Consider the following 22,114-nt stretch of genomic DNA (forward strand, 5'->3'; position numbering starts at 1 on the left):
ATACCGAGTTAAACGTGAGACGGACGAGAACATCACCCACGACTCGCCGGCCACGATCCGATTGATCTGCCCAGCAGCTTAATTTAACGGCATTGCACCATGGAATTGGTGAACGCGGCCTCGGTGATCGCCGCAGCACTCGCCTCCCGCACTGCCCCCGACTCCCCAACCGCCTGCCTGGAACTCGCCGAAGAACTCGCCTCCGCCAACGATCTACAAGAGGCCGCACTGGCCGGACTCGTCGGTGTAGTGGACAGCGCCCGGGAGGTGCAGCGGTGGGGATTTCCCTCCACCCGTTCCTGGCTGCGGTCCCGCATGGGCATGCGCGAATCCCGCGCCAAAGAGCGGTTGACCCTGGCGCGGCAGCGGCACCGCCTGACGGGGGTCACCGAGCGGTGGACCACCGGTGAACTGTCGACCGGGTACGCCGCGACCATCGCCGAAGCCACCGCCCGCCTAGACGATGACGACTGCCCGGCCGCTGAGGACATCCTGCTGGACATGGTCGACAAGGGCTTCTCCGCGGGGAAGGTCGCCAGCTTCGGTAAGCGGATCCGCGACGTCATCGCCGAACGCGACGGACGCGAGCAAGCCCCGCAGGATGTGGCACGCGGGTACGAGCGGTCGTGGATCGACTCGACCCGCTCGCTGGACGGTGGCCGCTACATCAAGGGCTGGCTCAACGCCGAGGACGCCGCGATCTGGGACGGCACCCTCGCACCGCTGGCCAAGCCCACCGGAACCGACGACCATCGTGATCTGTCGGAGCGAACCGCGGCCGCACTTACCGGTGTGTTGTCGGGTGGGCACACGGCCACCAAGGTCACCGTCATCTGCGACCTGGACACCCTCACCGGCGGCACCACCCCCGCCCGCCTCACCGACGGCACCCCCATACCGGCAGCCCAGGCCCGCAGGATCGCGCTCACGGCGGGGGTCTCGCCCCTCCTGCTCGGCACCGGCAACACGCCGCTCTACCTCGGCCATCGGGTCAGGTTCGCCAACGCCTCCCAACGTCAAGTCCTGGAAACGCTGTACTCGACGTGTGCGGTACAGGGGTGCGAAGTGCCCGGGACGCTGTGCGAGGTCGACCACGTCCACGGCTGGGCCCTCGGCAACAGCCCCACCGACATCGACAAACTCACCCTGTGCTGCGGCTGGCACAACCGCTACAAACACACCCACCCCGACCGACTCCACATCACCAAAACACCCGACGGCCGCTACACCTACCGCCTCCACCCACCCGACACCGACGCCCTGCACCAGCGAAGACACCCACCACCCACATGGCCCCAAGCCGCCTGACCAACAGACCACCGCCCGAGCCCGCCTGCCCCCAGCGGCGCGGGCCCGGACCCGGCTGCCCACACCCCGTGACCGGCCGCGCTGCTGTCTGCACGGGCCGTCCGGCTCGCCGTGTTCGACTTCAAGGCCGTGCGGTCAGTGGTCTTCTGTGGGATGGGTTGCAGGCGGATGTTGCCGTCGTATGCGAGGACGAACGTTGAGTTCCGTGCCGTGCGATCGTCGGGCCTCCAGGTCAGCGGGACGAGGAACAGGCGCCCGCCCGAGGCGAGCAGAAGCCGCAGGTTTCTGGTAGCGGTGGCGGTAGGTCACCGATTCGCCGAGGTTGGCGTGCCGGGTTTCGGGCGGCGCGTCCCTCAGCGGCTCCCAGGCCCAGGGTGACCACCGCGAACGCCACGTACCGTCCGCCGCGCTCCACGTCGCCCAGGGCTGGACGTTCTCGCCACCCGCCGTCCCCGGCTCGGCGGAACAGCCAGAACGCGTAGACCAGCGCGGGGACGCCGGCCGTCAGGTACAGCGGCGTCACGCCGGGGTGTCACGCCGGGGTGTCTCGTTCGCGGCGACCTCCGTCGACAGGACCCCGACCAGCGCCCTGGCGGTCAGCGCGAGCTCCGCCGGCGCCATGGCCAGCGCGATCTGCCGGGCGGCGCGCAGCCGGTCCGGGAGCACCACGCCGCGGACCACCGCATGCCCACCGAAAGTCGCGAGCGTGATCAGGAGGAGCAGCACCGCCGCCCGGGTACGCGACCTCCACGCCCTGGACGCTCGGCTCGCTCAGACCGACCCGCCCCCGCGCGTGTCCCCATTGTCATCTTGCTCACTCCGTAACAGCTTGGCTTCGATGAGTAGCAACGACAAGCCGGCACACGGAGGACAGATGACACAAATCCAAAGCCGAGCTCCATGGGGATGGACGCGAATGACCGCCCGTCTCCCGGAGATGGCTCCTTCCTACGCGTCGGTGGCCCTGGACGCGGCCACGCAAACCGGCCGCTACCTCGACCATCACGGCAAGGTGATCGAGATGGGCAAGCACGGGACGAACCGGCAGACGAGCACGGCCACCAAGTCCGGCGGCGGGGACGGCAGCAGCCCCCAGATCCAGGCTGTCGACGACTCGACCGCCGACTACGAATCGGACTGAGCGGATGGCGAACGGGCCGGTGCTGGTCGTCACCAGCCTTGAAGACGTGACGGCGGACCTCGTCATCGCGGCGCTGAACCGGCGCGGTATCCCCGTCGTCCGTCTCGACCCGGCGGACATCGGCGACGGGCTCGCCTTCGCCGGACGCATCGGTGGGGGTGACCGGGGATGGAGCGGGCGGCTGCGCACAGAGAGCCGCGACCTCGATCTCGGTCACGTCCGCTCGGTGTATCACCGCCGTCCTGGGCCATGGCGATTCGACCATCTGGAGCGCCGCGCCCGTCGCTTCGCCTCCGCCGAGGCGCGGCACGGCCTGTGCGGTCTTCTCAACGACCTGCCCGTGCCGCAGGTGAACGCCCCCTTGGCGAACGCCCGCGCGGAGTACAAGCCGTCCCAACTGCGGGCCACCGCCGAACTGGGCTTCACCGTCCCGCCGACGCTGGTCACCAACGATCCGGCCGCGGCCCGCCGGTTCGCGGGCGAACACCGCAGCGTCATCTACAAATCCTTTCGCGGAGTCCTGCCTGCGGACGGCGAGACCGGCGCCATCTGGACGCAACGGGTGAAGACTGCGGAGATAGACGAGTCGGTCTCGGTCACCGCCCACCTTTTCCAGGCGGAGGTGGAGAAGACCGGCGACGTGCGGATCACCGTGGTCGGCCGACGCGTCTTCGCGTCTCACATTCAGGCGCCGGGCTCACCTCTCGACTGGCGGTCCGGCGACTGGGACCGCCTGGAGTACTCGCCGATCGACCTGCCCACGCGGTTCACGGCCCGCCTTCACGCCTACCTCGATCGCTTCTGCCTGGCGTTCGGGTGCTTCGATTTCGCGGTGGACGACACCGAGGATCTGGTCTTCATCGAATGCAATCCCAACGGCCAGTGGGGTTTCCTCCCCGAGTCCGACTCCATCGCGGACGCCTTCGCCGAACTTCTGCAGAATGGGTGAGGTCATGACGCCTTCGGCCCCAGATCCCGCGCGGCTGCGAGCCGAGCTCGCCGCACGCCTCGCGGTCGACGACCCGGCTTGGCGCAAGGCGGTGGAGGTCGTTCCCCGGCACCGGTTCGTTCCGGGCTTCTACGCCGACTCCGGCGAGCGTTCCGAGGACGGGCTGACCGTCTGGGAGCCGGTCACCGAGACCATCGACCGAGCGCGATGGCTGGCGGCCGTCTACTCCGACACCACGCTCATCACGCAGTTCGACGGCGACGAGACCGACTGGAGCCGCCCCCTCCCCCGGACAGGCGGAACGCCGACATCCTCGTCCACATTGCCCTCCCTGGTCGTACGCATGTGGGCTGACGCGGAACTCCAGGACGGTCACAACGTCCTAGAAATCGGCACCGGCACCGGGTACTCGACCGCGCTCGCGTGCGAGAGGCTCGGCGACAACGGGGACGTCACCTCCGTCGAAGTCGACAACCGCCGCCTGAACCACGCCGCAGCCGCGCTCTACGACTGCGGCTACGCACCGGACCTCGCGGTAGCGGACGGCCTGTACGGCTACTGGCCATGCGCACCCTATGACCGGATCGTCGCCGCATGCTCGGTGCGCACCATCCCGCGCGCCTGGCTCGCCCAGACACGTCCCGGCGGAAAGATCCTCACCACCTTGTCCGGGTGGCTGTACGGGTACGCGCGGGTGCTACTGACCGTCCAGGACGACGGAACCGCCGAGGGCCCGCTGCTGCCCGGCACGATCTCCTTCATGGCCGCACGCGTGCAAGAGCGCCCAGAGCCCGGCAACCCCGCACACTGGGCGTCACTCAACCCCGAAGCCGAGACCCGAACCGTCCGCCATGCCCCGGAACGGCTCGATGAAGCCACCGAAGACGGCTTCTCCAGACGATTCCTCGCCCAACTCGCCGCACCCAACGCCCAAATCGCAACGCTGAACGGTGCCACCCACCTCATCGACGTCACCACCGGCTCCACCGCCGTCTTCACCCCTGATGGCGTCCGACAGACGGGCCCGCTTCGCCTTTGGGACGCCATCGAGAAGACCTGGGACGCCTGGGACCAAGTCGACCGCCCCGCCCTGGACACCTTCCGCCTCAGCATCGCCGGCGGAGCCCAACGGATTTACCACCCCACGACCCCCGCCTTGTCGTTCGCCTTGCCGACCTGACCGCCGGCGAGCGCTTGAAAAGTCGAAGATCAGTGGGGCTGCATATCGTCAGGGGGTGGCTCCGTAGTCCTGTTAGACGGCGATGGCCTTGGACGAATCCGCCGGGCTGGCTGTGGCCGCCGCAGGGTTGCGGGAGATTCGCCAGTTATCGTGCGTTCTCGAGTTGGGCGTTCGCGCATTCGCCGCCTACGCGGAGCCTGACCTGCGAGCAACTGGGCGTCGTTCACACCGCCTGCGCCGACTCCTTCGCTCGATCAGCCCATAGGGGAATGCACAACCGGAGATCCGCAGCCCACAAGACAGAGAAGATAAATGCCCGAAATGAGGCATGTGCGAGAACAGTCGATGGCGATCACTGAATCCAGAAAGAATCATGGTCGAATTTCGCCTCGAAAGCGCAACACAGCGTCCGGCCAGATATGATAGTTGCATGAGTTTGATTGCGGGTGATCCTGACGCCGCGTCCACCATGGAATTGGTGCACGCGGTATCGGTGATCGCCGCCGAGCTCGCTTCCCGCACCGCCCCCGACTCGCCGGCCGCGTGCCTGGAGTTGGCCGAGGAACTCGCCGCCGCCAACGATCTACAAGAGGCCGCGCTAGCCGGTTTCGTCGGTGTGGTGGACGGGGCCCGGGAGGTGCAGCGGTGGGGCTTCCCCTCCACGAGGTCGTGGCTGCGGTCCCGTATGGGCATGCGCGAATCCCGCGCCAAAGAGCGACTGACCCTGGCCCGCCAGCGCCAGCGGCTTACGGAGGTTACCGAGCGGTGGACCGCCGGTGAGTTGTCGACCGGGTACGCCGCCACGATCGCCGAGGCCATCGCCCGCCTGGACGACGATGACTGCGCCACTGCCGAGACCACCCTGCTCGGCATGGTCGACCAGGGCTTTTCAGCCGGGAAGGTTGCCTCGTTCGGTAAGCGGATCCGCGACGTCATCGCCGAGCGCGACGGGCGTGAGCAGGCCCCCGAGGATGTGAAGCGTGGTTATGAGCGGTCGTGGATCGACTCGACCCGGTCGTTGGACGGTGGCCGCTACATCAAGGGCTGGTTGAACGCCGAGGACGCCGCGATCTGGGACGGCACCCTGGCACCGCTGGCCAAGCCCGCCGGAACCGACGACCGGCGTGATCTGTCGGAGCGGACGGCGGCGGCGTTGACGAGTGTGCTGTCGGGTGGGCACACGGCCACCAAGGTCACCGTCATCTGCGACCTGGACACCCTCACCGGCGGCACCACCCCAGCCAGACTCACCGACGGCACCCCCATCCCGGCAGCCCAGGCCCGCAGGATCGCGCTCACGGCGGGGGTCTCGCCCCTCCTGCTCGGCACCGGCAACACGCCGCTCTACCTCGGCCATCGGGTCAGGTTCGCCAACGCCTCCCAACGCCAAGTCCTGGAAACGCTGTACGACACCTGCGCGGTGCAGGGGTGCGAGGTGCCCGGGACGCTGTGCGAGGTGGACCACGTCCACGGCTGGGCCCTCGGCAACAGCCCCACCGACATCGACAAACTCACCCTGTGCTGCGGGTGGCACAACCGCTACAAACACACCCACCCCGACCGACTCCACATCACCAAAGCCGAGGACGGCCGCTACACCTACCGCCTCCACCCACCCGGGACCAGAGCCCTCCACCAGCGAAGACCACCACCCACATGGGCCGAGGCCGCATGACCGACAAACCGGCGCCCACGCCCGCCCGCCCCCAGCGGCATGAGCAGGGCCCGGCTGCCCACACTCGGTGACCTTCCACCAGCCCACTACCTGACGGCCCATGACCACGTGCTTCAGCGAGCACACCCATGTCCGAACGCATCCGCCACCGCACGTGCCAGACCCATCCCTGGTCCCCGAACCCGGTCGGCACCACAGCGGCCCAAGTCACCAACAAGCCCCCGCGCCCGCACCCGGCCACCCCAACCACCAAGCTCTGCTACGGCCCTAGCAAGGCCCCATTATTGGGTAGTTCCCCCTGGCAGATGGGCCTTCGACCAGGCCAGACGCGGCCAGCGTGCACCTTGCGTGCCTGAACCGGAGCCGCTAGACGACCGCAGGCTTCGGTACTGCTGTCGGGCGGGTCGAGCGTCCGTGACCGCACGTCCCGCCCGGCAGCGTCGGGCGGGCCCCACGATCGTTCGGGGGGCGAGATGAGAAGTAATCGGTTTGCGGCGATCGCTGTGACCGTCGCACTTATCGCGAGCGGTGCAGGGGCGTGCGGGTCGGAGGACCCCGATGCCCCGTCCAAGCCGTCCAGGACGCCCGTGAAGAGTTCGGCGAAGCCGGACACGCCGAAGTCACAGAAGCCGACGACCCAGGAGCCTCCCCCTACGCCGCAGGACACCGATGACCGGCCACTCCCGGAAGAGTGCAAGCATCCCGCGGGCGGGAGCGTCAGGCAGAGTTGCATCGAAGAGTACGGGCCGGACGGTGTAGGCACGGTGGCCCCGGTCCCGCCGGAGCGGGATCGGGACAACGACGGCATCGACGACTCCGTGGAGGAGCCGGAGCCGCCCGAGGACGAGGAACCGGAGGAACCGGCGGAGGAGCCGGAGCCGACTCAAAGCGACGAGGAGGTGCCCTCCAAGGAAGAACAGATCGAGGAGTGCACCGAGCAAACCGGGATGCCGAAAGAATGCCGGGAGAAGATCGATCCTGACCATTCGTGAGCCGGTGCGCACTCGCATGGAGCGCTAGAGCGCCCGAACCGGTATCGCTGTAGCCGCCTGGCCTGTCATCCGGGCTCGGCTCGGCGGTGCAGCGCTTGGACAGGCTCAGGCGGACGTCAAGGCTTGTAGGTGTCGGGCCGCCGGTAGCTCTCTCGCGCGTTCGGGGAGGGTTGCCACTATCCGCTTTGCCAGGTGTCTCGTGCCGGCCGTCACGGCGTCCGGCCGATCCTGAACAGCCGAGACGGCTTCCAGGAGGCCAGTGTCGACTTCCCTGGACCGGACGACGGCCGTCGCCTTCATCATGTTCAGGTTCACGAGTGGACCCTGAGCACCAGGCGGATACAGGGCCGACGCTCGCGCAAGTGCCGTGTGGACGCGGGCCTCTCCCAACTGGGTGTAGACGTATGCCTCGGCCCAGACCAACTGGCTCTCACGGAATCCCAGGACGGTCTGCTCCGTTCCGTCCGGCAGGCGCTCGAAGGTGCTCTTGATCTTGTTTAGAGCACCGAGTGCCTGTGCTTTCTGTTCCTGGTCGGCCGCCATGTAAGCGGCTGCGGCGTGGGCGCGGGCCAATCCGGCGGACGGTGCGCCGTCCGCTACCGCGACGGCTTCAGCGATCATGGCGGCGACAGCATGCCGCGACCGTCCCGCCCAGAACGCATCCTGAGCCGCTCTCCCGCGCGTCCAGACCTGGAGGTCACGGTCCCCGGACGCGTCGGCTGCGCGGCGGGCGGTGCCCCACGCGATTCGTGCGGAGCGCTCCTCGCCCGCGTCTCCGAGCTCGATCGCCAATATGCCGGACAAGCCCGCGCTCACTCGCAGAAGACCGGTCCGCTCATGCGCGGATTCAGTCCGATCGAGCAGCCGTCCGACGGCGATGATCTCGGCCGTCAGGTCGCCGATCAGCGCACCCGTCGGCCGGACCATGAGCTGCTGACCGTACTCGTAGACGACTTGCTCCCACTCGTCCACGTCCACGGCGTGATCGGTGGCGCGGTCGATGGCGGAGAGGATCTCCTCCAAGGCTCCCGGGGGGACGGCGGCTCCGGCGCCGAGGGCGGCGATCAACTGGAGTGCGGCGCGACGCTTCACGAGTCGGTCCCGTCGTTCGGAAGAGGGCTCCGACTTACGAATACCCACGCGGGTGACCGGAGGCTCTGGTTGCGGGGCTAGGAACAGGAACCTGCGGTTGCACTCTCCTTACCGCGCTCAAGGACGATCTCCGGGGTTCAGGCGGGCGTCAGGGTGCGGAGTTCTTGGGCTGCGGATAGTGCGCGGGCTTGGTCGGGAAGGGCGGCGAGGACGTGGGCCGCGAGCGTGCTCGTACCAGCGGCCAGGTAGTCAGGGTGTTCTTGGAGTGCCGATATGGCTTCTTGCAGGCCAGTGTCCACTTCCCGGGCGCGGACGAGAGCCTCGGCTCGCATCAGCGACAGGTTCTTGATCGGGACGACGGAGCGGGGCGGGTAGCAGCCGATGGCCCGTTCGAGCGCATCCGTGGCCTGGGAGTTCCCGGTGCGGGTCAGGACGTACGATTCCGTCCAGCGCACCTGGCTTTCGCGGAACGCCAGGACGGTCTGGATACCATCGGGCAGTTGCCCGGCCATTTCCTTGACCTTGTGCAGGGAGGCGAGCGCGACACGATCGTCCCTCTGGTCGGCCGCCAGATAGGCGCGGGCGGCATAGGCCCTGGCCAGCCCGGCTGAGGACGTCCCGTCCGCCAGGCTTATGGCCTCGTCGATCAGACCGACGACGACCTTGTGGGGCCTGCCCGCCCAGAACGCGTCCTGGGCCGCTCTCCCGCGCGTCCATACCTGCAGATCACGGTCGCCGGACTTGTCGGCGGCGCGGCGGGCGGTGCCCCAGGTGATTCGCGCACAACGCTCCTCACCGGCGTCGCCCAGCACGATGGCCAGGAGACCGGAGAGGCCCGCACTGACCCGCAGGAGGCCGGTCTCCTCTTGCGAGGTGCGCGCCCGGTCGAGCAGCCGTCCCACGGCGATGATGTCGGCCGTGAGGTCGCCGACCAATGATCCCGTGGGCCGTGTCACGACTTTCTGGCCGTACTCGTAGACGGCTTGCTCCCACTCGTCCACGTCCACGGCGTGATCGGTGGCGCGGTCGATGGCGGAGAGGATCTCTTCCAAGGCTCCCGGGGGGACGGCGGCTCCGGCGCCTAGGGCGGCGATCAACTGGAGTGCGGCGCGACGTTTCACGACTCCGGTCCCGTCGTTCGAAAGAAGCTCCGATCAACAGATACCCACTTGGGCGACAGGAGGCTTCTCTCAGCAACGCCTCTGTCATGCGGCTCCGCGGCCACCTACCGGTAGCCGCTCGGGCCGTCCAGGTCGGTTCCCGTCAGGCGGACGTGAGGGCGCGCAGTTCGCGCGCTGCGGGCAGGGCTTGTGCCTCGGCGGGGAGGGTGCGGAGGATCTGGCCGGTCATGCGCCGCCGGGCGGGGCTCAGCGGTAGTTCGTGCAGGGTCGCCAGCGTTCGGTCGAGGCCCGTGTCTACCTCGCGGCTCGTGATCATGCCCATCGCGTCGATCACCTTGAGGTTGGCGACCGGGCCGAGAGTGCCGGGCGGGTAGAGCGCCAGGGCGTCGTCCACCGCCTTCTTTGCGCGGGTGTCTCCAAGCAGTGTGTAGACGTACGCCTCGTTCCAGCGGAAACGGGCTTCGCTCCAGCCGAAGGTGGCCGGGTCGCTCGTCACCGAGTTCGGCAGCTTCTCGAAGACCTCCGAAAGCTCGTGCATCGTCCGGCGGGCGGTGGCTTTGTCTCCGTGCTCCGCGGCGAGGCTGGCGCGCACGGCGTAGGCCCTCGGGAGCCCGCCGTTGGCCGTACCGCCGGAGATCCGTATGGCCTCCGTGGTGCGAGCGCTGATCTCCTGCGGTGAGAGGCCGAACCAGAACGCCTCTTCGGCTTCTCTGGCCCGCACCCACACCTTCAGGTCGCGGTCGCCGGACGCGTCGGCGGCTCGGCGGGCCGTCCCCCAGGTCAGGCGGGCGGCCCTCCGGTCACCGATGTCGCCGAACTCGATGGCCAGGAGCGCGGAGAGACCGGCGCTGATCCTGAGCAGATCCACCCGCTGCGCGTCGTCGCGCTTGAGCAGTTCCCCGACGCCGATGATGTCGGCGGTCAGATCGTTGATCAGCGAGCCGACCGGCTGCCGGTTGATCAGGAAGCCGTACTCCCGTACCGCGCTCTCCCAGTCATCGATGTCGACCGGCCGATCCAGGGTGCGGTCGATGGCGGAGAGGATTTCTTCCAGGGCTCCCGGGGGGACGGCGGCTCCGGCGCCGAGTGCGGCGATCAACTGGAGTGCGGCGCGACGTTTCACGTCTTCGTCCCCATCGTCGGGAAGAGGGCTCGGGTTTACGGTACCCATCGGCTGATCAGTCGATTCCTGGCCGAACAGGTCCCTTTCGTCCATTCCGAACGCCGTGGCGTAGGCGGATCCCCAGTCGGACGGGAAGACCTCGCCTTTCTCGTGGCGGTTGATCTGCCGGGAGAGGTTCTTCACCTGGCTCGGGTCCGGGTGGTCGATGCCGGCGGCGGCGTACAGGCGGCGGGCCGCCTTGAACGGGCCCCAGCCGCGGGCGCGGCGTTCGGCTTCCAGGCGTACCGCCCATGGGGGGCGCTGCTGGTCGGTCATGGGACGGGCACCCTTCGGGGAGCGGGCGGACTTGTGTCCCTCCAACGCCTCCATTGTCGCCTTTCTCGGTCCGTGCGCGCACGGTTTCACTGAGTTAGCGGGACATTCGCGTCCCCGAAATGAGGGAGGTCGAGGCGATGTACGAGCGTTTGGGCGCCGCCCTGCGGCGGGGCGGGATCACGCGGGCGAGTCAGGGGTCGCGGACGTACGTCTGGCCCCTCGGGGAGCGGGCACCCGGGGACGCACGGCGGGCGGTGCGGGCGGTGCTCGCCGGGTGGGGCGTCGCGGAGGGCGACATCGACTCGGCGGAGTTGCTGACGTCGGAGGTCGTCACGAACGCCGTCCGGCATGGGCGGGTGAGCGGGGTGGTGAAAGTGCGGGTCCGGGTCATGGACGGGCGGCTGCGCGTGGACGTGACCGATCCCGAGCCGGGGATGCCCCGGGTGGTGGCCGCGTCCGACACCGATGAGGGGTACCGGGGCATGGCGATCGTCGCGGCGTGCGCGGACGCGTGGGGGTGGCATCCGGCGGCGGGCGGCAAGACCGTGTGGTGGACGCAGGTGCTGGAGGCAACCGGCGACGGGCGTGCAACGAAGCGCCGCCGCTGAGCGGAAAGACGCAACGAAGTAGCAGGTCATCGCAATGTTGGCGCATTGGATCGGGCGGCGTTGCTTCCTAGGCTTCCGGTTGAGTGATCCCCCTTCGGACGTTCTTGGAGACACGTATGACCGTCATGCCGGCAATGGAGCCGGGCACCGTCCGGACCGCGCTGCGGCGGCACTTCCTGATGTGCCGTCCCGAGCACTTCGCCGTGACCTACGCGATCAACCCCTGGATGGATCCGGCGGCCGGGGCCGACGCGGGCCGGGCCGTCGCGCAGTGGGAGGGGCTGCGGGCCGCGTATCTCGCGCTCGGGCACGAGGTGAGCCTGATCGATCCGATCGAGGGGCTGCCCGACATGGTGTTCGCGGCGAACGGCGCGCTGGTCGTCGGGGGCCGGGTGTACGGGGCGAAGTTCACGCATCCGGAGCGGCACGCTGAGGGCCCCGCGTACGCGAAGTGGATGCGGGAGAACGGGTTCTCCGAGGTGCTGGAGGCCCGGCACACCAACGAGGGCGAGGGCGACTTTCTCACGCTCGACGACGTGATCCTGGCCGGGACGGGCTTCCGGACCGACATCGCCGCCCACCAGGAGGCGCAGGAGTTCCTCGGGCGGCCGGTGGTGACGCTGCGGCTCGTCGACCCGCGCTTCTACCACCTGGACACGGCGCTGTTCCCGCTCGGCGGACGCAACGTCGCCTACTACCCCGGCGCGTTCTCGCCGGGCAGCCGGGCGGTGCTGGAGCGGCTGTTCCCGGACGCGATCATCGCGGGTGAGGACGACGCGGCCGTGCTGGGCCTCAACGCGGTGTGCGACGGGCGCAACGTCGTCATCAACGCCGAGGCCACCGGGCTGATCCGGACGCTGCGGGCGCACGGGTACGAGCCCGTCCCGGTCGATCTGTCCGAGCTGCGCAAGGCGGGCGGCGGCCCGAAGTGCTGCACGCTGGAGCTGCGCGGCTGAGCCGTCCGGCCCCGGGGGGTCAGCTCTGGCCCCCGGAGGCCAGCTCCGGGGCCGGAGGTCAGCTCCGGGGCCGCCGGGCCAGGCCGAGGTGGCGGCGGGCCAGGGCGCGGGTCCGCAGGACGCCGGCGACGCCGATCGCCCAGATGCCGATCTGGACGGTCCACGCGGCCCGGAACGCCTCGGGCGTGAACTCGCCGTCCGGCGACAGGGCGTCCAGGACGACGCCGATCAGCAGGATCGTGACGAGGGACGCGACGAAGCCGCCGACGTTGACGATGCCGGTCGCGGTGCCCTGCCGTCCGGGCGGGTTGAACGTGCGGGCGTAGTCGAAGCCGATCATCGAGCCGGGGCCGCCGGGCGCGACGCACAGGACCAGCAGGACGAGCAGCCAGGCGGGGGCGGGCGGCGGCCACGCGAGGACCGCCGCCCACGCCGCGGCGTTCAGTCCGACGATGCCGAGGACGAGCCAGGAGCGGCGCAGCGGGTAGCGGGCGACGAGCCGTCCGATGAACGGCCCGGAGACGACGTTGACCAGCACGAACAGCGTCAGGAGCGTGGACGCGGCGGCCGGTTTCATGCCCTGCCCCGACACCAGGTACGGGTAGCCCCACATGAGGGCGAAGGTGTTGGACGAGAACTGCGTCACGAAGTGCGACCACAGGCCGAGGCGGGTGCCGGGGTGGCGGAACGCCTCGACGAGGTTGGTGCCGGTCTCGCGGAGGGTGGGGACGTCGGCGCGGGCCGGCCCGTCCCGCAGGAAGGCGATCGACAGGACGGCCATGAGGACGCCGAGGGCGGCGGCCGATCCGAAGGCGGTGCCCCAGCCGGGGCCGTGCAGGAGCGCGACGAGCGGGATGGCGCTGAGCACCTGGCCGAGCTGCCCGAGCTGCCCGGTGAGCTGCGTCACGACGGGGACGTACCGCCCGGGGAACCAGGTCGCGACGATGCCGAGGACGCTGATGAACGTCATCGCGTCGCCCGCGCCGACCATGACGCGGGCGGCGACGGCCGTGCCGATGCCGGTGGACACCGCCATGAGCGCCTGCCCGGCCGCCATGAGCAGCGCGCCGCCGGCGACCATCCGGCGCGGGCCGACGCGGTCGAGCAGCAGGCCGACGGGGATCTGGAGGCCCGCGTAGACGAGCAGTTGCAGGACGGTGAAGGACGCGAGGATCCCGGCGGACGCGTCGAATCGGTGGACCGCGTCCAGCCCGACGACCCCGAACGATGTGCGGTGCAGGACCGCGACCGCGTAGGCGACGACGCCGATGCTCCACAGCACCCACGCGATGGGGGCGGCTTTCCGGCGTTCCGGGCATTCCTGGGGAGGCTGGGCGGTCTGCACGGAATACCAACTTATGTCACGTCTGTCGAGGTCTGGCCCGCAGGTGCATGCGCTCGCCCTGCGGCCCGAACAGGCTGAGCACCTCGGCGGGCCCGCCCTCGCCGCCGAACCAGTGCGGCAGCCGGGTGTCGAACTCGGCCGCCTCGCCCGGCTCCAGGACCATGTCCCGGCCCGCGAGGTAGAGGCGCAGGCGCCCGTTGAGCACGTACAGCCAGTCGTAGCCCTCGTGGGTCTGCGGCTCGTTCGTCCACCGGCGCTCCGGGACGATCATCTTGAACGCCTGCAAGCCGCCGGGCCGCCGGGTCAGCGGCAGCACGGTCATGTCGCCCATCTTCTTCGGGCGCGGCCGGATCCGCGGGTCGCCGACGGCGGGCGCGCCGACCAGCTCGTCCAGCGGGACGCCGTGCGCCTGCGCGAGCGGCAGCAGCAGTTCCAGGCTCGGCCGCCGCTTGCCCGACTCCAGCCGCGACAGCGTGCTCACCGAGATGCCGGTGGCCTCGGCGAGGGCGGTCAGCGTGATGTCGCGCTCCTGCCGCAGCCTGCGCAGCCGCGGCCCGACTCCGGCGAGGACGTCCTCGGTCGTCTCCATGGGACTATTGCAGAATCGGCAAAGAAGTTTGTCAATCCGGGGGTCTGCCGCGCATGCTCGCGGCATGGCTGAGAACAGAGAACGAGAAGAGCGGGAAGAGCGAGAAGAGCGGGAAGTACTCGTCGTCGGGGGCGGTCCGGCGGGGCTGAGCGCCGCGCTCGTGCTGTCCCGCGCGCGCCGCGGCGTCACCGTGGTCGACGCGGGCGAGCCGCGCAACGCGCAGGCGCAGCACATGCAGGGGTTCTTCACCCGCGACGGCATGCCGCCCGCGCAACTGCTGGAGATCGGCCGCACCGAGGTGCGCGGCTACGGCGGCGAGATCATGCCGGGGAAGGTCGTCCACGCCGAGGGGAACGCGGCCGACGGGTTCGTCCTCACCCTGGCGGACGGGACGCGCCTGCGGGGACGCCGCCTGCTGGTCACCACCGGCGTCGCCGACGTCCTGCCGGACGTCCCCGGCCTCCAGGAGCGGTGGGGCCGCGAGGTGCAGATGTGCCCGTACTGCCACGGCTGGGAGGTCCGCGACCGGCGCATCGTGGTGCTGGCGACGTCCCCGAACTCCGTCCACCAGGCGTCGCTGCTGCGGCAGTGGTCGCCGGACGTGACGTTCCTCGCGGCCGAGGCCCCGGCGGGCGACGACGCGGCCCGGCTCGCCGCGCGCGGCGTCCGCGTCGTGCGGGGCGAGCCGCGGCGGCTCGTCGTCGAGAACGACCGGGTGACCGGGTTCGAGCTGGCGGACGGCTCCGTGCTCGGCGCCGACGCGGTGTTCCTCGCGCCGACGTGGGTCGCCAAGGACGGCCCGCTGGCCGACCTCGGCTGCGAGACCGGCGACGACGGCTTCGTGAAGGTGGACGCCACCGGCCGGACCAGCGTCCCCGGCGTGTGGGCGGCGGGCAACGTCGTGGCCCCGGCGGGGCAGGTCATCATCGCGGCGTCCGCGGGCTCGATGGCCGCCGCGATGATCAACGCCGACCTCATCGAGGCCGAGGTGGAGCACAAGCTCGCCGCCTGAGCCGCCCGAACCGCCCGAGCCGCCCGAGCCTCCGGACGGCGGGGGCGGCTTAGGGTGAGCGGGATGGACGAGCGAGTCTGGCGCGAGCAGCGGGCCGCGCTGAACGGCGGCCGCGCCCGGTTCGGGGAGGTCGCGAGCGGCCTCTACCCGGACCTGCCGCGCGTCGCCGGGACGCCGCTGCTCTGCTCGGACGGCTGGATCCCCGGCTCTCCGGTCCCGCTGGGCGACGTCCGGCTGGAGTGGGAGGAGCGGCCCGCCCCGCCGGCCGTCGCCGCCCCGCCGGACGGGCTGCCCGACGGCTACCGGACGTACTCCGAGGCCATGGCGGCCCTCGCCCCGCCGAGGGTCTTCGAGGACCGCCCGTCCTACCGGCTGCTCGACGTCCGCCTCCCGGTGCTGCGCTTCGGCCCCGCCCGCTACTTCGACGGCGTCGACGTGGGCGAATCCGTCGCGCACGAGCTAGTCGCGCACGAACTGGCCGCACGCGAGCCAGTCGCGCACGAGCCAGTCGCGCACGAGCCGGTCGCGCACGAGCCGGTCGCCGGGACGGGCGGCCTCCCGCTCCGGGCCCGCGTCGGCGACCCCCGCGACCTCGCCCGCCGCCCCGCCCTCTGCGCGATCACCACCCTGACCGTGACGACGTCCGGCTCGTACGTCCTGCACTGGCGGGATCCGGCGAAGGTGGCGCACGCGGGCGGGCTGCACCAGGTGATGCCGGTCGGGGTCTTCCAGCCGCTCCGCGACGAGCCGCCCGATCTGTGGGCGTGCATGGTCCGCGAGTACGCCGAAGAACTCCTCTGGACGGCCGAGGACTACGGCGACGGCTTCGTCCAGGACGAGTGGCCCTTCCACCGGGCGATGACCGGCGCCCGCGACGCGGGGCGGCTGCGGCCGTACTTCCTCGGCCTCGGCGTCGACCCGCTGACGTTCGCGCTCGACCTGCTCACGGTCGTCGTCATCGACACCGATCTCTTCGACGACCTCTTCGGCGGGCTGGTCAACGTCAACGCGGAGGGCACGGTGTCGCTCGCGCCGTTCGACGGGACCGTCCCGCGCCCGATGCAGCCCGCCGGTGCCGCCGCGGTGGCGCTCGCCTGGCGGCACCGGGAGGCGCTCGGCCTCACTCGCGGCTGAGGGCCTTCAGCTCGTCCAGCGCGTCCACCAGGTGGTCCACGATCTCGGACGGGTCCGGGACGAGGTCGCGGCAGGCGACAATGCCCACGTTGACCTTGCCGTCGTAGGAGAAGACGGTGATGTTCAGGCCGCCGCTGACATCGGTGACGACGGAGATCGGGTAGTAGCCGAGCACCTTCGCCCCGCACAGGTACAGCGGGAACTGCGGGCCCGGCACGTTGGAGATCATCAGGTTGACCGGGCGCAGCGACAGCGCGGGCGCGGCCTGGAGCGCGAGCCGGGTCGCGGCGCCGGCGAGCGGCGCGGGCACCAGCCCGCTCATCTCCTGCACCCAGCCGCCGGACGTGCGGGTGAACCGCCGCTTGGCGACGTCCATGTCCTGCCGGACGGCGGTGTACCGCTCCGCCGGGTCCGGGATGTGGGTGGCGAGCGGCGCCGTCATCAGCGACACCTGGTTGCCCGGTTCGGCGACCGCCCCGCGGCGGCGCAGCGACACCGGGACGGCGGCGACGAGCGGGCGGTCCGGCAGGTCGCCGTGCTTGTCGAGCCACTGCCGCAGCGCGGTCGCGCACAGCGCCATCACCACGTCGTTGACGCTGCCGCCGAGCCCGCGCCGGACCTCCTTGATCTCGTCCAGCGGGAGGATGCCGCAGGCGACGGAGCGGCGGCGCCCGATCGGCCGGTTGAACGGGGTCGGCGGCGCGCTCATCCGCGGGGCGTCCGGCATCTCGGGGCGGCGCAGCGCGCCCTGGAGCGCGGACGCCACCAGCCCCACCCCCGGGACGGACGACAGGCCCGGGACGTCGTCGATGTGGGGCGCGGTCCGCGCCATCGACACCGCAGCCCGGACGGGGTGCAGCGCGGTCTTCAGCAGCCCGGTCCCGACCATGTCGAGCATGCCGGGGGCGCGGGTTGGCGCGGCCTCGTCGGCGGGGACGTCGCGCGGCTCCGGCGACAGGTCGAGCAGTGCGGCGAGCGTCTCGGCGGCCATCACGCCGTCGATCGCGGCGTGGTGGACCTTCACGTAGACGGCGGTGAGCCCGCCCTGGAGCCCCTGGATCAGCACCATCTCCCACAGCGGGCGGGTGCGGTCGAGGGGCTGCTCGTGGAGCATCCCGACGATGTCGGCGAGCTGCCGGGCGGTGCCGGGCGCCGGGAGACCGATCTCGGTGATGTGCCGCTCGGGGTCGAAGTCGGGATCGTCCTCCCAGTACGGGTGGTCGAGGCCGAACGGGACCTGGACGAGCCGCTGCCGCAGCGGCCGGGCCGCGAGGTGCGCGCGGTTCCGGATCAGCTCCGCGACGAGCGGGACGCCGAGCCGGCCGCCGGGGCACGCCGCGGGGTCGACGATGCCCAGCCCGGCGATGTGCGCGTGCGTGGTGTCGTTCTCGGCGTGGAGGAAGGTGGCGTCCACGGTGGTCAACTGGCTCATTGCTCGGGGTCCCGTCCGGTCGTCGTGCGCCTGCCCTGCCTCTCTGAGAGTTATGCGCTCCCAGACGCCAGGTCAACGTGGGTCGGAAGGAAGCAACGGGGATTTAACGGGGCGTTTCACCCAGTTCATCGGACATTTTTGGGGTGGGCTGGACAAGATTTTCACCGCCCCCGACCTCAATCGGTCAGAAAACTTCACAAACTTCGCTGACCAGGTGATCGGGCAACGTCCCGATGATCAGCGCACTAGGCTGGACCGCCATGACGGCACGACCACTCTCGGAGATCGTCGAAGCGGGGTGGGCGACCGCGCTGCAACCGGTCGCCGGGACGATCGCCGCGGCCGGCGACTGGCTGCGCGCCGAGGTCGCCGCGGGCCGCCGGTACCTCCCCGCGGGCGACCTCATCCTGCGCGCCTTCACCCAGCCGTTCGACGACGTCCGCGTCCTCATCGTCGGGCAGGACCCCTACCCGACGCCCGGCCACCCGGTCGGGCTGAGCTTCTCGGTCGCACCGGACGTCCGGCCGCTGCCCGCCAGCCTGGTCAACATCTTCCGCGAGTACTGCGACGACCTCGGCCACCCGGAGCCGTCCACCGGCGACCTCAGCCCGTGGGCCGAGCGCGGCGTCTGCCTGCTCAACAGGGCGCTGACCGTCATGCCCCGCAAGCCCGGCTCGCACCGCGACAAGGGCTGGGAGCAGGTCACCGAGCAGGCCATCCGCGCCCTCGCCGCCCGCGACCGGCCCCTCGTCGCCATCCTGTGGGGCCGCGACGCCCGCAACCTCAAGCCGATGCTCGGCAACGTCCCCTGCATCGAGTCACCGCACCCGAGCCCCTACTCGGCCGACCGCGGCTTCTTCGGCTCCCGCCCGTTCTCAAGGGCGAACCAGCTCCTGGAACAACAAGGAGCGCCCCCGATCGACTGGAAACTGCCCTAACTCCCAGGGGGGCGACCCCCTGGAACCCCCGTCACGAGCCGGTCGATCCTCACGCCACGGTGCGGCCTGCCGTGACCGTGCGGGTCGGCGACCGTGTCGCTGCGGTCGCCCGGCTCGGCGGGCATGCCCGCTGCGCTCGCCAGCGCTCGCTCCGCGTGCCTGCCCGCAGGTGGCGGCAGGGCTACTCGTCGGGGAGGTGGCGGAGGAGGGTGGCGAACTCGCCGGTGCCCTCCGTGGGAGCGTCGGCGGCGAGGGGCGTCAGGCGGCGTTCGCCGTGGCTCCAGTAGACGCCGGGCGCGCACGGGTCGTCGGCCCCCTGGTGCATCTCGCGGACGACGTCCGCGAACACCGGGAGCACCTCGCGGACGGCCGTGGACGTGATCGGGTACAGCAGCAGCGTGCTGTGGCACGGGACGCCCACCAGGGCGCCGTGCTCGTTCGGCCACGGCAGGAACTGGTCGACCTCGCTGAGCAGCGCCGACACGTAGCGGCTGCCGGGCTTGGTGACCACGCGGACGTCGCGTCCCGGCAGGAGCGGCTGGTCGTGCACGGAGACGTCCGCCAGCTCCCGGTCATGGGTGTTCGTCATCACGTAGCCGAGCTTGTGCAGGCCGAGCAGCCCGGCGCGGGCCTTGGTGAGCGGGCCGCCGTAGCGCGGGTGCTCGATCATCACGACGGCGTCGAAGTGGTCGCCGGCGGGGACGACGACGAGGCCCTCCCGGTCGCTCGGCGCGAGCTTCGGCACGATGCGCAGCCGCAGCAGCTCGCGGACGTCGCCGAACAGCTCCATCTCGCCGACCGCGAGGAACGCGCGGTCGCCGACCTCGCGGACCCACTCGTCCACCACGCGGGGCCATGCCGAGCGCGGCGCGCGGGCGCACCGCTCCAGGACCGTCCAGCTGGAGGCCCGCGCCTCGGAGCGGCCTACGGGCAGCACCACCTCGGACGTGCCGGGGTCGAACCAGGCGCTGGGCGCCAGGGCGGGCAGCACGTCGCGGATGAGCGCGTGCACGTCCGCCGCCGCGTCCAACGGTTCCATGAAAGCTCATCCTCCCTCAGCCGTCGGCGGAACACGTCTCCCCCAACCTTCTCAGAGTTCGGGCCCGTTGTGTGATCCATCGCGATGACCGCCGCACACTCGCTGATCATGAGATGCTCAAGTACGGTGCCTACATGCGCGAACTCGTCTACCCACCGGTGATCAAGACGGCTGTCGGTGTGTTCAAAGCCCTGAACATCAAGTTCCGTCTGGAGGGGACCGACCGGATCCCCGGCACCGGCGGCGCCGTGCTCGTCAGCAACCACGTGAGCTACCTCGACTTCATCTTCGCCGGCCTCGCCGCCCACCCCGCCAGGCGCCTCGTGCGGTTCATGGCGAAGAAGGAGATCTTCGACAACCGCGTCGCCGGGCCGCTGATGCGCGGCATGCACCACATCCCGGTCGACCGGAACGCGGGGGCGTCGTCGTACGCCGCCGCGCTCAAGGCCCTGAAGAGCGGCGAGATCGTCGGCGTCTTCGCGGAGGCGACCATCAGCCGGTCGTTCACCGTGAAGGAGATCAAGAGCGGCGCCGTGCGGATGGCGGTCGCGGCGAAGGTCCCGCTCATCCCCGTCGCGCTGTGGGGCCCGCAGCGCATGTGGACGAAGGGCCGCAAGCGCCGCCTGTTCCAGCGCAACATCCCGGTGACGATCCTCGTCGGCGAGCCGATGTACCCCAAGCGCGGCGACGACTACGACGCGGTCACCGAGGAGCTGCACCGCCGCATGTCGGAGCTGCTGGAGAAGGCGCAGCGCGAGTACCCCGACGTCCCGCGCTCGGACGAGACCTGGTGGCAGCCCGCCTACCTCGGCGGCACGGCGCCGACCCCCGAGGAGGCCGAGAAGCTCGACCTCGAGGAGGCCGAGGCGCGCAAGGCCGCCCGCGACGCCGAGGAGTCCGGCGGCTCCTGACCCCCCGGCCCCCCTTCACCCCCGGCCCTAATTCGTTGGACGCGGCATGCCGCGCGGCCTGATCATCTCTGCATGACCATGTCGCAGGAGAGGCCGCAGGAGGTCCTGCACCTGATCGAACCCCTGGAGAACACCACCGACCTCGGGGCGGACTCCGCGCTGCCCGTCGTCTTCAACCTCTCCGACAACAACTCCCCGGCCGATGTGATGGACGTGCTGTCGCTGCGCCCGTTCGCGTCCGGCGAGCAGCCGTGGTCGCGGTCGACGCGGCTGGAGCACGTCAAGGCGGACGCTCCGCTGCGCCCGGACGGCGCCCGGCTCGTCCGGGTCGCCACCGAGAAGGGCAAGGAGTCGGTCCTCGCCGAGGGCGACGGCTGGACGCTGCTGACGAACCGCTGGAAGACCGGCGTCGCGTACGTGGCGGTCTCCGCGGTCACCGACGAGCTGGCCGAGGAGATCCTCGACGCGTCGGTGAAGGACGCGACCGAGCCGCCGAAGGCCGACGAGACCAGCGTCGAGATGGGCTTCTGGCACATGGGGCCGCACGGCCCGGTCCGCAGCGAGCGCACGATCACCGCCGACGCGTGGGCCGACATCCGCGGCAACTACACCGCGCCCGTCGCCGAGGCGCTCGACGAGGTGATGAAGCTCACCCGCGACGAGGTCGCGGGCCGCCTGCTGCTCCTGCACGGCCCGCCCGGCACCGGCAAGACGACGGCGCTGCGGGCGCTCGCCCGCGCCTGGACCGACTGGTGCCAGGCCGACTGCGTCCTCGACCCGGAGGCCCTGTTCGGCACGCCGAGCTACCTGATGGAGGTCGCGGTCGGCGACGACGAGGACGACAACCGCCGCTGGCGGCTGCTCATCCTGGAGGACTGCGACGAGCTGATCCGCGGCGAGGCCAAGCAGTCGACGGGCCAGGGCCTGTCGCGCCTGCTCAACCTCACCGACGGCATGCTCGGCCAGGGCCGGGACGTCCTCGTCGCGATCACCACCAACGAGGACCTCGCCATGCTGCACCCGGCCGTCGTCCGGCCGGGCCGCTGCCTCGCCCAGATCGAGGTGGGCCGCCTCACCCGGAGCGAGGCCCTCACCTGGCTGGACGGCTCGGAGGCCGACCCCGCCGAGATCGGCGCGGAAGGCGCGACGCTCGCCGAGCTGGCCGCGCTCCGCAAGGGCGAGAAGCGCCCGGAGAACCAGCAGGCCCCGGGCACCGCCACCGGCTTCTACCTCTAGCCGCCCTCGAAGCGCCGG

The 22,114-nt window shown here is 70.8% G+C and carries 21 protein-coding genes; 13 read left to right on the forward strand and 8 right to left on the reverse strand.

Going from position 1 to position 22,114, the window contains the following annotated elements:
* The first annotated feature begins 99 nt into the window (after positions 1-99).
* Entirely contained in the window at positions 100-1,308 is a 1,209-nt protein-coding gene (locus tag CHF16_RS14325) for an HNH endonuclease signature motif containing protein (RefSeq protein WP_089326516.1), read from the forward strand.
* Positions 1,309-1,827: 519 nt separating this feature from the next.
* Here the strand turns inward: CHF16_RS14325 and CHF16_RS14330 are convergent.
* Complete coding sequence (locus CHF16_RS14330) at positions 1,828-2,034, reverse strand: hypothetical protein (RefSeq protein ID WP_089326517.1); 207 nt, start codon at positions 2,032-2,034, stop codon at positions 1,828-1,830.
* A 148-nt stretch (positions 2,035-2,182) separates the two neighbouring features.
* Here CHF16_RS14330 and CHF16_RS14335 point away from each other — a divergent pair, with 148 nt between their 5' ends.
* The 5 genes from CHF16_RS14335 to CHF16_RS14355 all read left to right on the forward strand — a co-directional run bounded on the left by CHF16_RS14335 (position 2,183) and on the right by CHF16_RS14355 (position 7,245).
* On the forward strand, positions 2,183-2,449 hold the full coding sequence (locus CHF16_RS14335) for a putative ATP-grasp-modified RiPP (RefSeq protein ID WP_089326518.1): 267 nt from the start codon (positions 2,183-2,185) through the stop codon (positions 2,447-2,449).
* Positions 2,450-2,453: 4 nt separating this feature from the next.
* Positions 2,454-3,398: an ATP-grasp ribosomal peptide maturase gene (tgmB, locus tag CHF16_RS14340; protein ID WP_089326519.1), complete on the forward strand. Its 945-nt coding sequence runs from the start codon at positions 2,454-2,456 to the stop codon at positions 3,396-3,398.
* The gene (gene tgmC / locus CHF16_RS14345) at positions 3,391-4,578 is read left to right on the forward strand and encodes an ATP-grasp peptide maturase system methyltransferase (RefSeq protein WP_245868496.1); all 1,188 of its coding nucleotides are present in this window, start codon (positions 3,391-3,393) and stop codon (positions 4,576-4,578) included. The genes tgmB and tgmC overlap by 8 nt, the downstream gene beginning before the upstream one ends.
* Positions 4,579-5,008: 430 nt before the next feature.
* Positions 5,009-6,253, forward strand: coding sequence for an HNH endonuclease signature motif containing protein (locus CHF16_RS14350; protein ID WP_179271529.1), 1,245 nt, complete (start codon positions 5,009-5,011; stop codon positions 6,251-6,253).
* A gap of 587 nt (positions 6,254-6,840) precedes the next feature.
* Positions 6,841-7,245, forward strand: coding sequence for a hypothetical protein (locus CHF16_RS14355; protein WP_089326521.1), 405 nt, complete (start codon positions 6,841-6,843; stop codon positions 7,243-7,245).
* 105 nt (positions 7,246-7,350) lie between these two features.
* Here CHF16_RS14355 and CHF16_RS14360 read toward each other — a convergent pair whose 3' ends face one another.
* From CHF16_RS14360 to CHF16_RS14370, 3 genes are all read right to left on the reverse strand, one after another.
* The gene (locus tag CHF16_RS14360; RefSeq protein ID WP_245868498.1) at positions 7,351-8,268 is read right to left on the reverse strand and encodes an XRE family transcriptional regulator; all 918 of its coding nucleotides are present in this window, start codon (positions 8,266-8,268) and stop codon (positions 7,351-7,353) included.
* Positions 8,269-8,474: 206 nt separating this feature from the next.
* On the reverse strand, positions 8,475-9,389 hold the full coding sequence (locus tag CHF16_RS14365; RefSeq protein ID WP_245868499.1) for an XRE family transcriptional regulator: 915 nt from the start codon (positions 9,387-9,389) through the stop codon (positions 8,475-8,477).
* Positions 9,390-9,600: 211 nt separating this feature from the next.
* Positions 9,601-10,896 carry a DNA-binding protein gene (locus CHF16_RS14370; RefSeq protein ID WP_089326524.1) on the reverse strand — a complete coding sequence of 432 codons (1,296 nt, stop codon included), beginning with the start codon at positions 10,894-10,896 and terminating at the stop codon, positions 9,601-9,603.
* 119 nt (positions 10,897-11,015) lie between these two features.
* Between CHF16_RS14370 and CHF16_RS14375 the strand changes: the two genes are divergently transcribed.
* Positions 11,016-11,504 (forward strand): ATP-binding protein, encoded by a 489-nt coding sequence (locus CHF16_RS14375; RefSeq protein WP_089326525.1) that lies wholly within the window; start codon positions 11,016-11,018, stop codon positions 11,502-11,504.
* Between the two features lie 116 nt (positions 11,505-11,620).
* On the forward strand, positions 11,621-12,460 hold the full coding sequence (gene ddaH / locus CHF16_RS14380) for a dimethylargininase (protein WP_425427493.1): 840 nt from the start codon (positions 11,621-11,623) through the stop codon (positions 12,458-12,460).
* A gap of 58 nt (positions 12,461-12,518) precedes the next feature.
* Here the strand turns inward: ddaH and CHF16_RS14385 are convergent, their stop codons facing one another.
* Positions 12,519-13,805 (reverse strand): MFS transporter, encoded by a 1,287-nt coding sequence (locus CHF16_RS14385; protein WP_245868502.1) that lies wholly within the window; start codon positions 13,803-13,805, stop codon positions 12,519-12,521.
* 16 nt (positions 13,806-13,821) lie between these two features.
* Complete coding sequence (locus CHF16_RS14390; RefSeq protein WP_089326526.1) at positions 13,822-14,394, reverse strand: helix-turn-helix domain-containing protein; 573 nt, start codon at positions 14,392-14,394, stop codon at positions 13,822-13,824.
* Positions 14,395-14,458: 64 nt separating this feature from the next.
* Here CHF16_RS14390 and CHF16_RS14395 point away from each other — a divergent pair, with 64 nt between their 5' ends.
* Together CHF16_RS14395 and CHF16_RS14400 are read left to right on the forward strand one after the other, a co-directional pair.
* The gene (locus tag CHF16_RS14395; protein ID WP_089326527.1) at positions 14,459-15,406 is read left to right on the forward strand and encodes an NAD(P)/FAD-dependent oxidoreductase; all 948 of its coding nucleotides are present in this window, start codon (positions 14,459-14,461) and stop codon (positions 15,404-15,406) included.
* Between the two features lie 63 nt (positions 15,407-15,469).
* Complete coding sequence (locus tag CHF16_RS14400) at positions 15,470-16,540, forward strand: hypothetical protein (protein WP_089326528.1); 1,071 nt, start codon at positions 15,470-15,472, stop codon at positions 16,538-16,540.
* Here CHF16_RS14400 and CHF16_RS14405 read toward each other — a convergent pair.
* Positions 16,527-17,972 (reverse strand): WS/DGAT/MGAT family O-acyltransferase, encoded by a 1,446-nt coding sequence (locus CHF16_RS14405; RefSeq protein WP_089326529.1) that lies wholly within the window; start codon positions 17,970-17,972, stop codon positions 16,527-16,529. The two genes, CHF16_RS14400 and CHF16_RS14405, sit on opposite strands and share 14 nt — an antisense overlap.
* 260 nt (positions 17,973-18,232) lie before the next feature.
* On the opposite strand from CHF16_RS14405, the gene CHF16_RS14410 reads away from it, so the two are divergent.
* Positions 18,233-18,910 (forward strand): uracil-DNA glycosylase, encoded by a 678-nt coding sequence (locus CHF16_RS14410; RefSeq protein ID WP_089326530.1) that lies wholly within the window; start codon positions 18,233-18,235, stop codon positions 18,908-18,910.
* Between the two features lie 181 nt (positions 18,911-19,091).
* Here the strand turns inward: CHF16_RS14410 and CHF16_RS14415 are convergent, their stop codons facing one another.
* Entirely contained in the window at positions 19,092-19,949 is an 858-nt protein-coding gene (locus CHF16_RS14415) for a hypothetical protein (protein WP_089326531.1), read from the reverse strand.
* 134 nt (positions 19,950-20,083) lie between these two features.
* Between CHF16_RS14415 and CHF16_RS14420 the strand changes: the two genes are divergently transcribed.
* Positions 20,084-20,860, forward strand: coding sequence for a lysophospholipid acyltransferase family protein (locus tag CHF16_RS14420; protein ID WP_089326680.1), 777 nt, complete (start codon positions 20,084-20,086; stop codon positions 20,858-20,860).
* 72 nt (positions 20,861-20,932) lie between these two features.
* On the forward strand, positions 20,933-22,096 hold the full coding sequence (locus tag CHF16_RS14425; protein WP_245868504.1) for a DUF5925 domain-containing protein: 1,164 nt from the start codon (positions 20,933-20,935) through the stop codon (positions 22,094-22,096).
* Positions 22,097-22,114 lie beyond the last annotated feature (18 nt).

This window comes from Actinomadura meyerae, assembly GCF_900188445.1.
Taxonomy (GTDB): domain Bacteria; phylum Actinomycetota; class Actinomycetes; order Streptosporangiales; family Streptosporangiaceae; genus Spirillospora; species Spirillospora meyerae.

Excerpts from the sequence above, each read along its gene's own strand:
- CHF16_RS14325 (WP_089326516.1), top strand. The coding sequence starts at position 100 with ATGGAATTGGTGAACGCGGCCTCGGTGATCGCCGCAGCACTCGCCTCC.
- tgmC (WP_245868496.1), top strand. The coding sequence starts at position 3,391 with ATGGGTGAGGTCATGACGCCTTCGGCCCCAGATCCCGCGCGGCTGCGA.
- CHF16_RS14425 (WP_245868504.1), top strand. The coding sequence starts at position 20,933 with ATGACCATGTCGCAGGAGAGGCCGCAGGAGGTCCTGCACCTGATCGAA.
- CHF16_RS14390 (WP_089326526.1), bottom strand. The coding sequence starts at position 14,394 with ATGGAGACGACCGAGGACGTCCTCGCCGGAGTCGGGCCGCGGCTGCGC.
- ddaH (WP_425427493.1), top strand. The coding sequence starts at position 11,621 with ATGACCGTCATGCCGGCAATGGAGCCGGGCACCGTCCGGACCGCGCTG.
- CHF16_RS14395 (WP_089326527.1), top strand. The coding sequence starts at position 14,459 with ATGGCTGAGAACAGAGAACGAGAAGAGCGGGAAGAGCGAGAAGAGCGG.
- CHF16_RS14350 (WP_179271529.1), top strand. The coding sequence starts at position 5,009 with ATGAGTTTGATTGCGGGTGATCCTGACGCCGCGTCCACCATGGAATTG.
- tgmB (WP_089326519.1), top strand. The coding sequence starts at position 2,454 with ATGGCGAACGGGCCGGTGCTGGTCGTCACCAGCCTTGAAGACGTGACG.
- CHF16_RS14405 (WP_089326529.1), bottom strand. The coding sequence starts at position 17,972 with ATGAGCCAGTTGACCACCGTGGACGCCACCTTCCTCCACGCCGAGAAC.
- CHF16_RS14415 (WP_089326531.1), bottom strand. The coding sequence starts at position 19,949 with ATGGAACCGTTGGACGCGGCGGCGGACGTGCACGCGCTCATCCGCGAC.
- CHF16_RS14400 (WP_089326528.1), top strand. The coding sequence starts at position 15,470 with ATGGACGAGCGAGTCTGGCGCGAGCAGCGGGCCGCGCTGAACGGCGGC.
- CHF16_RS14420 (WP_089326680.1), top strand. The coding sequence starts at position 20,084 with ATGCGCGAACTCGTCTACCCACCGGTGATCAAGACGGCTGTCGGTGTG.
- CHF16_RS14375 (WP_089326525.1), top strand. The coding sequence starts at position 11,016 with ATGAGGGAGGTCGAGGCGATGTACGAGCGTTTGGGCGCCGCCCTGCGG.
- CHF16_RS14410 (WP_089326530.1), top strand. The coding sequence starts at position 18,233 with ATGACGGCACGACCACTCTCGGAGATCGTCGAAGCGGGGTGGGCGACC.
- CHF16_RS14370 (WP_089326524.1), bottom strand. The coding sequence starts at position 10,896 with ATGACCGACCAGCAGCGCCCCCCATGGGCGGTACGCCTGGAAGCCGAA.
- CHF16_RS14335 (WP_089326518.1), top strand. The coding sequence starts at position 2,183 with ATGACACAAATCCAAAGCCGAGCTCCATGGGGATGGACGCGAATGACC.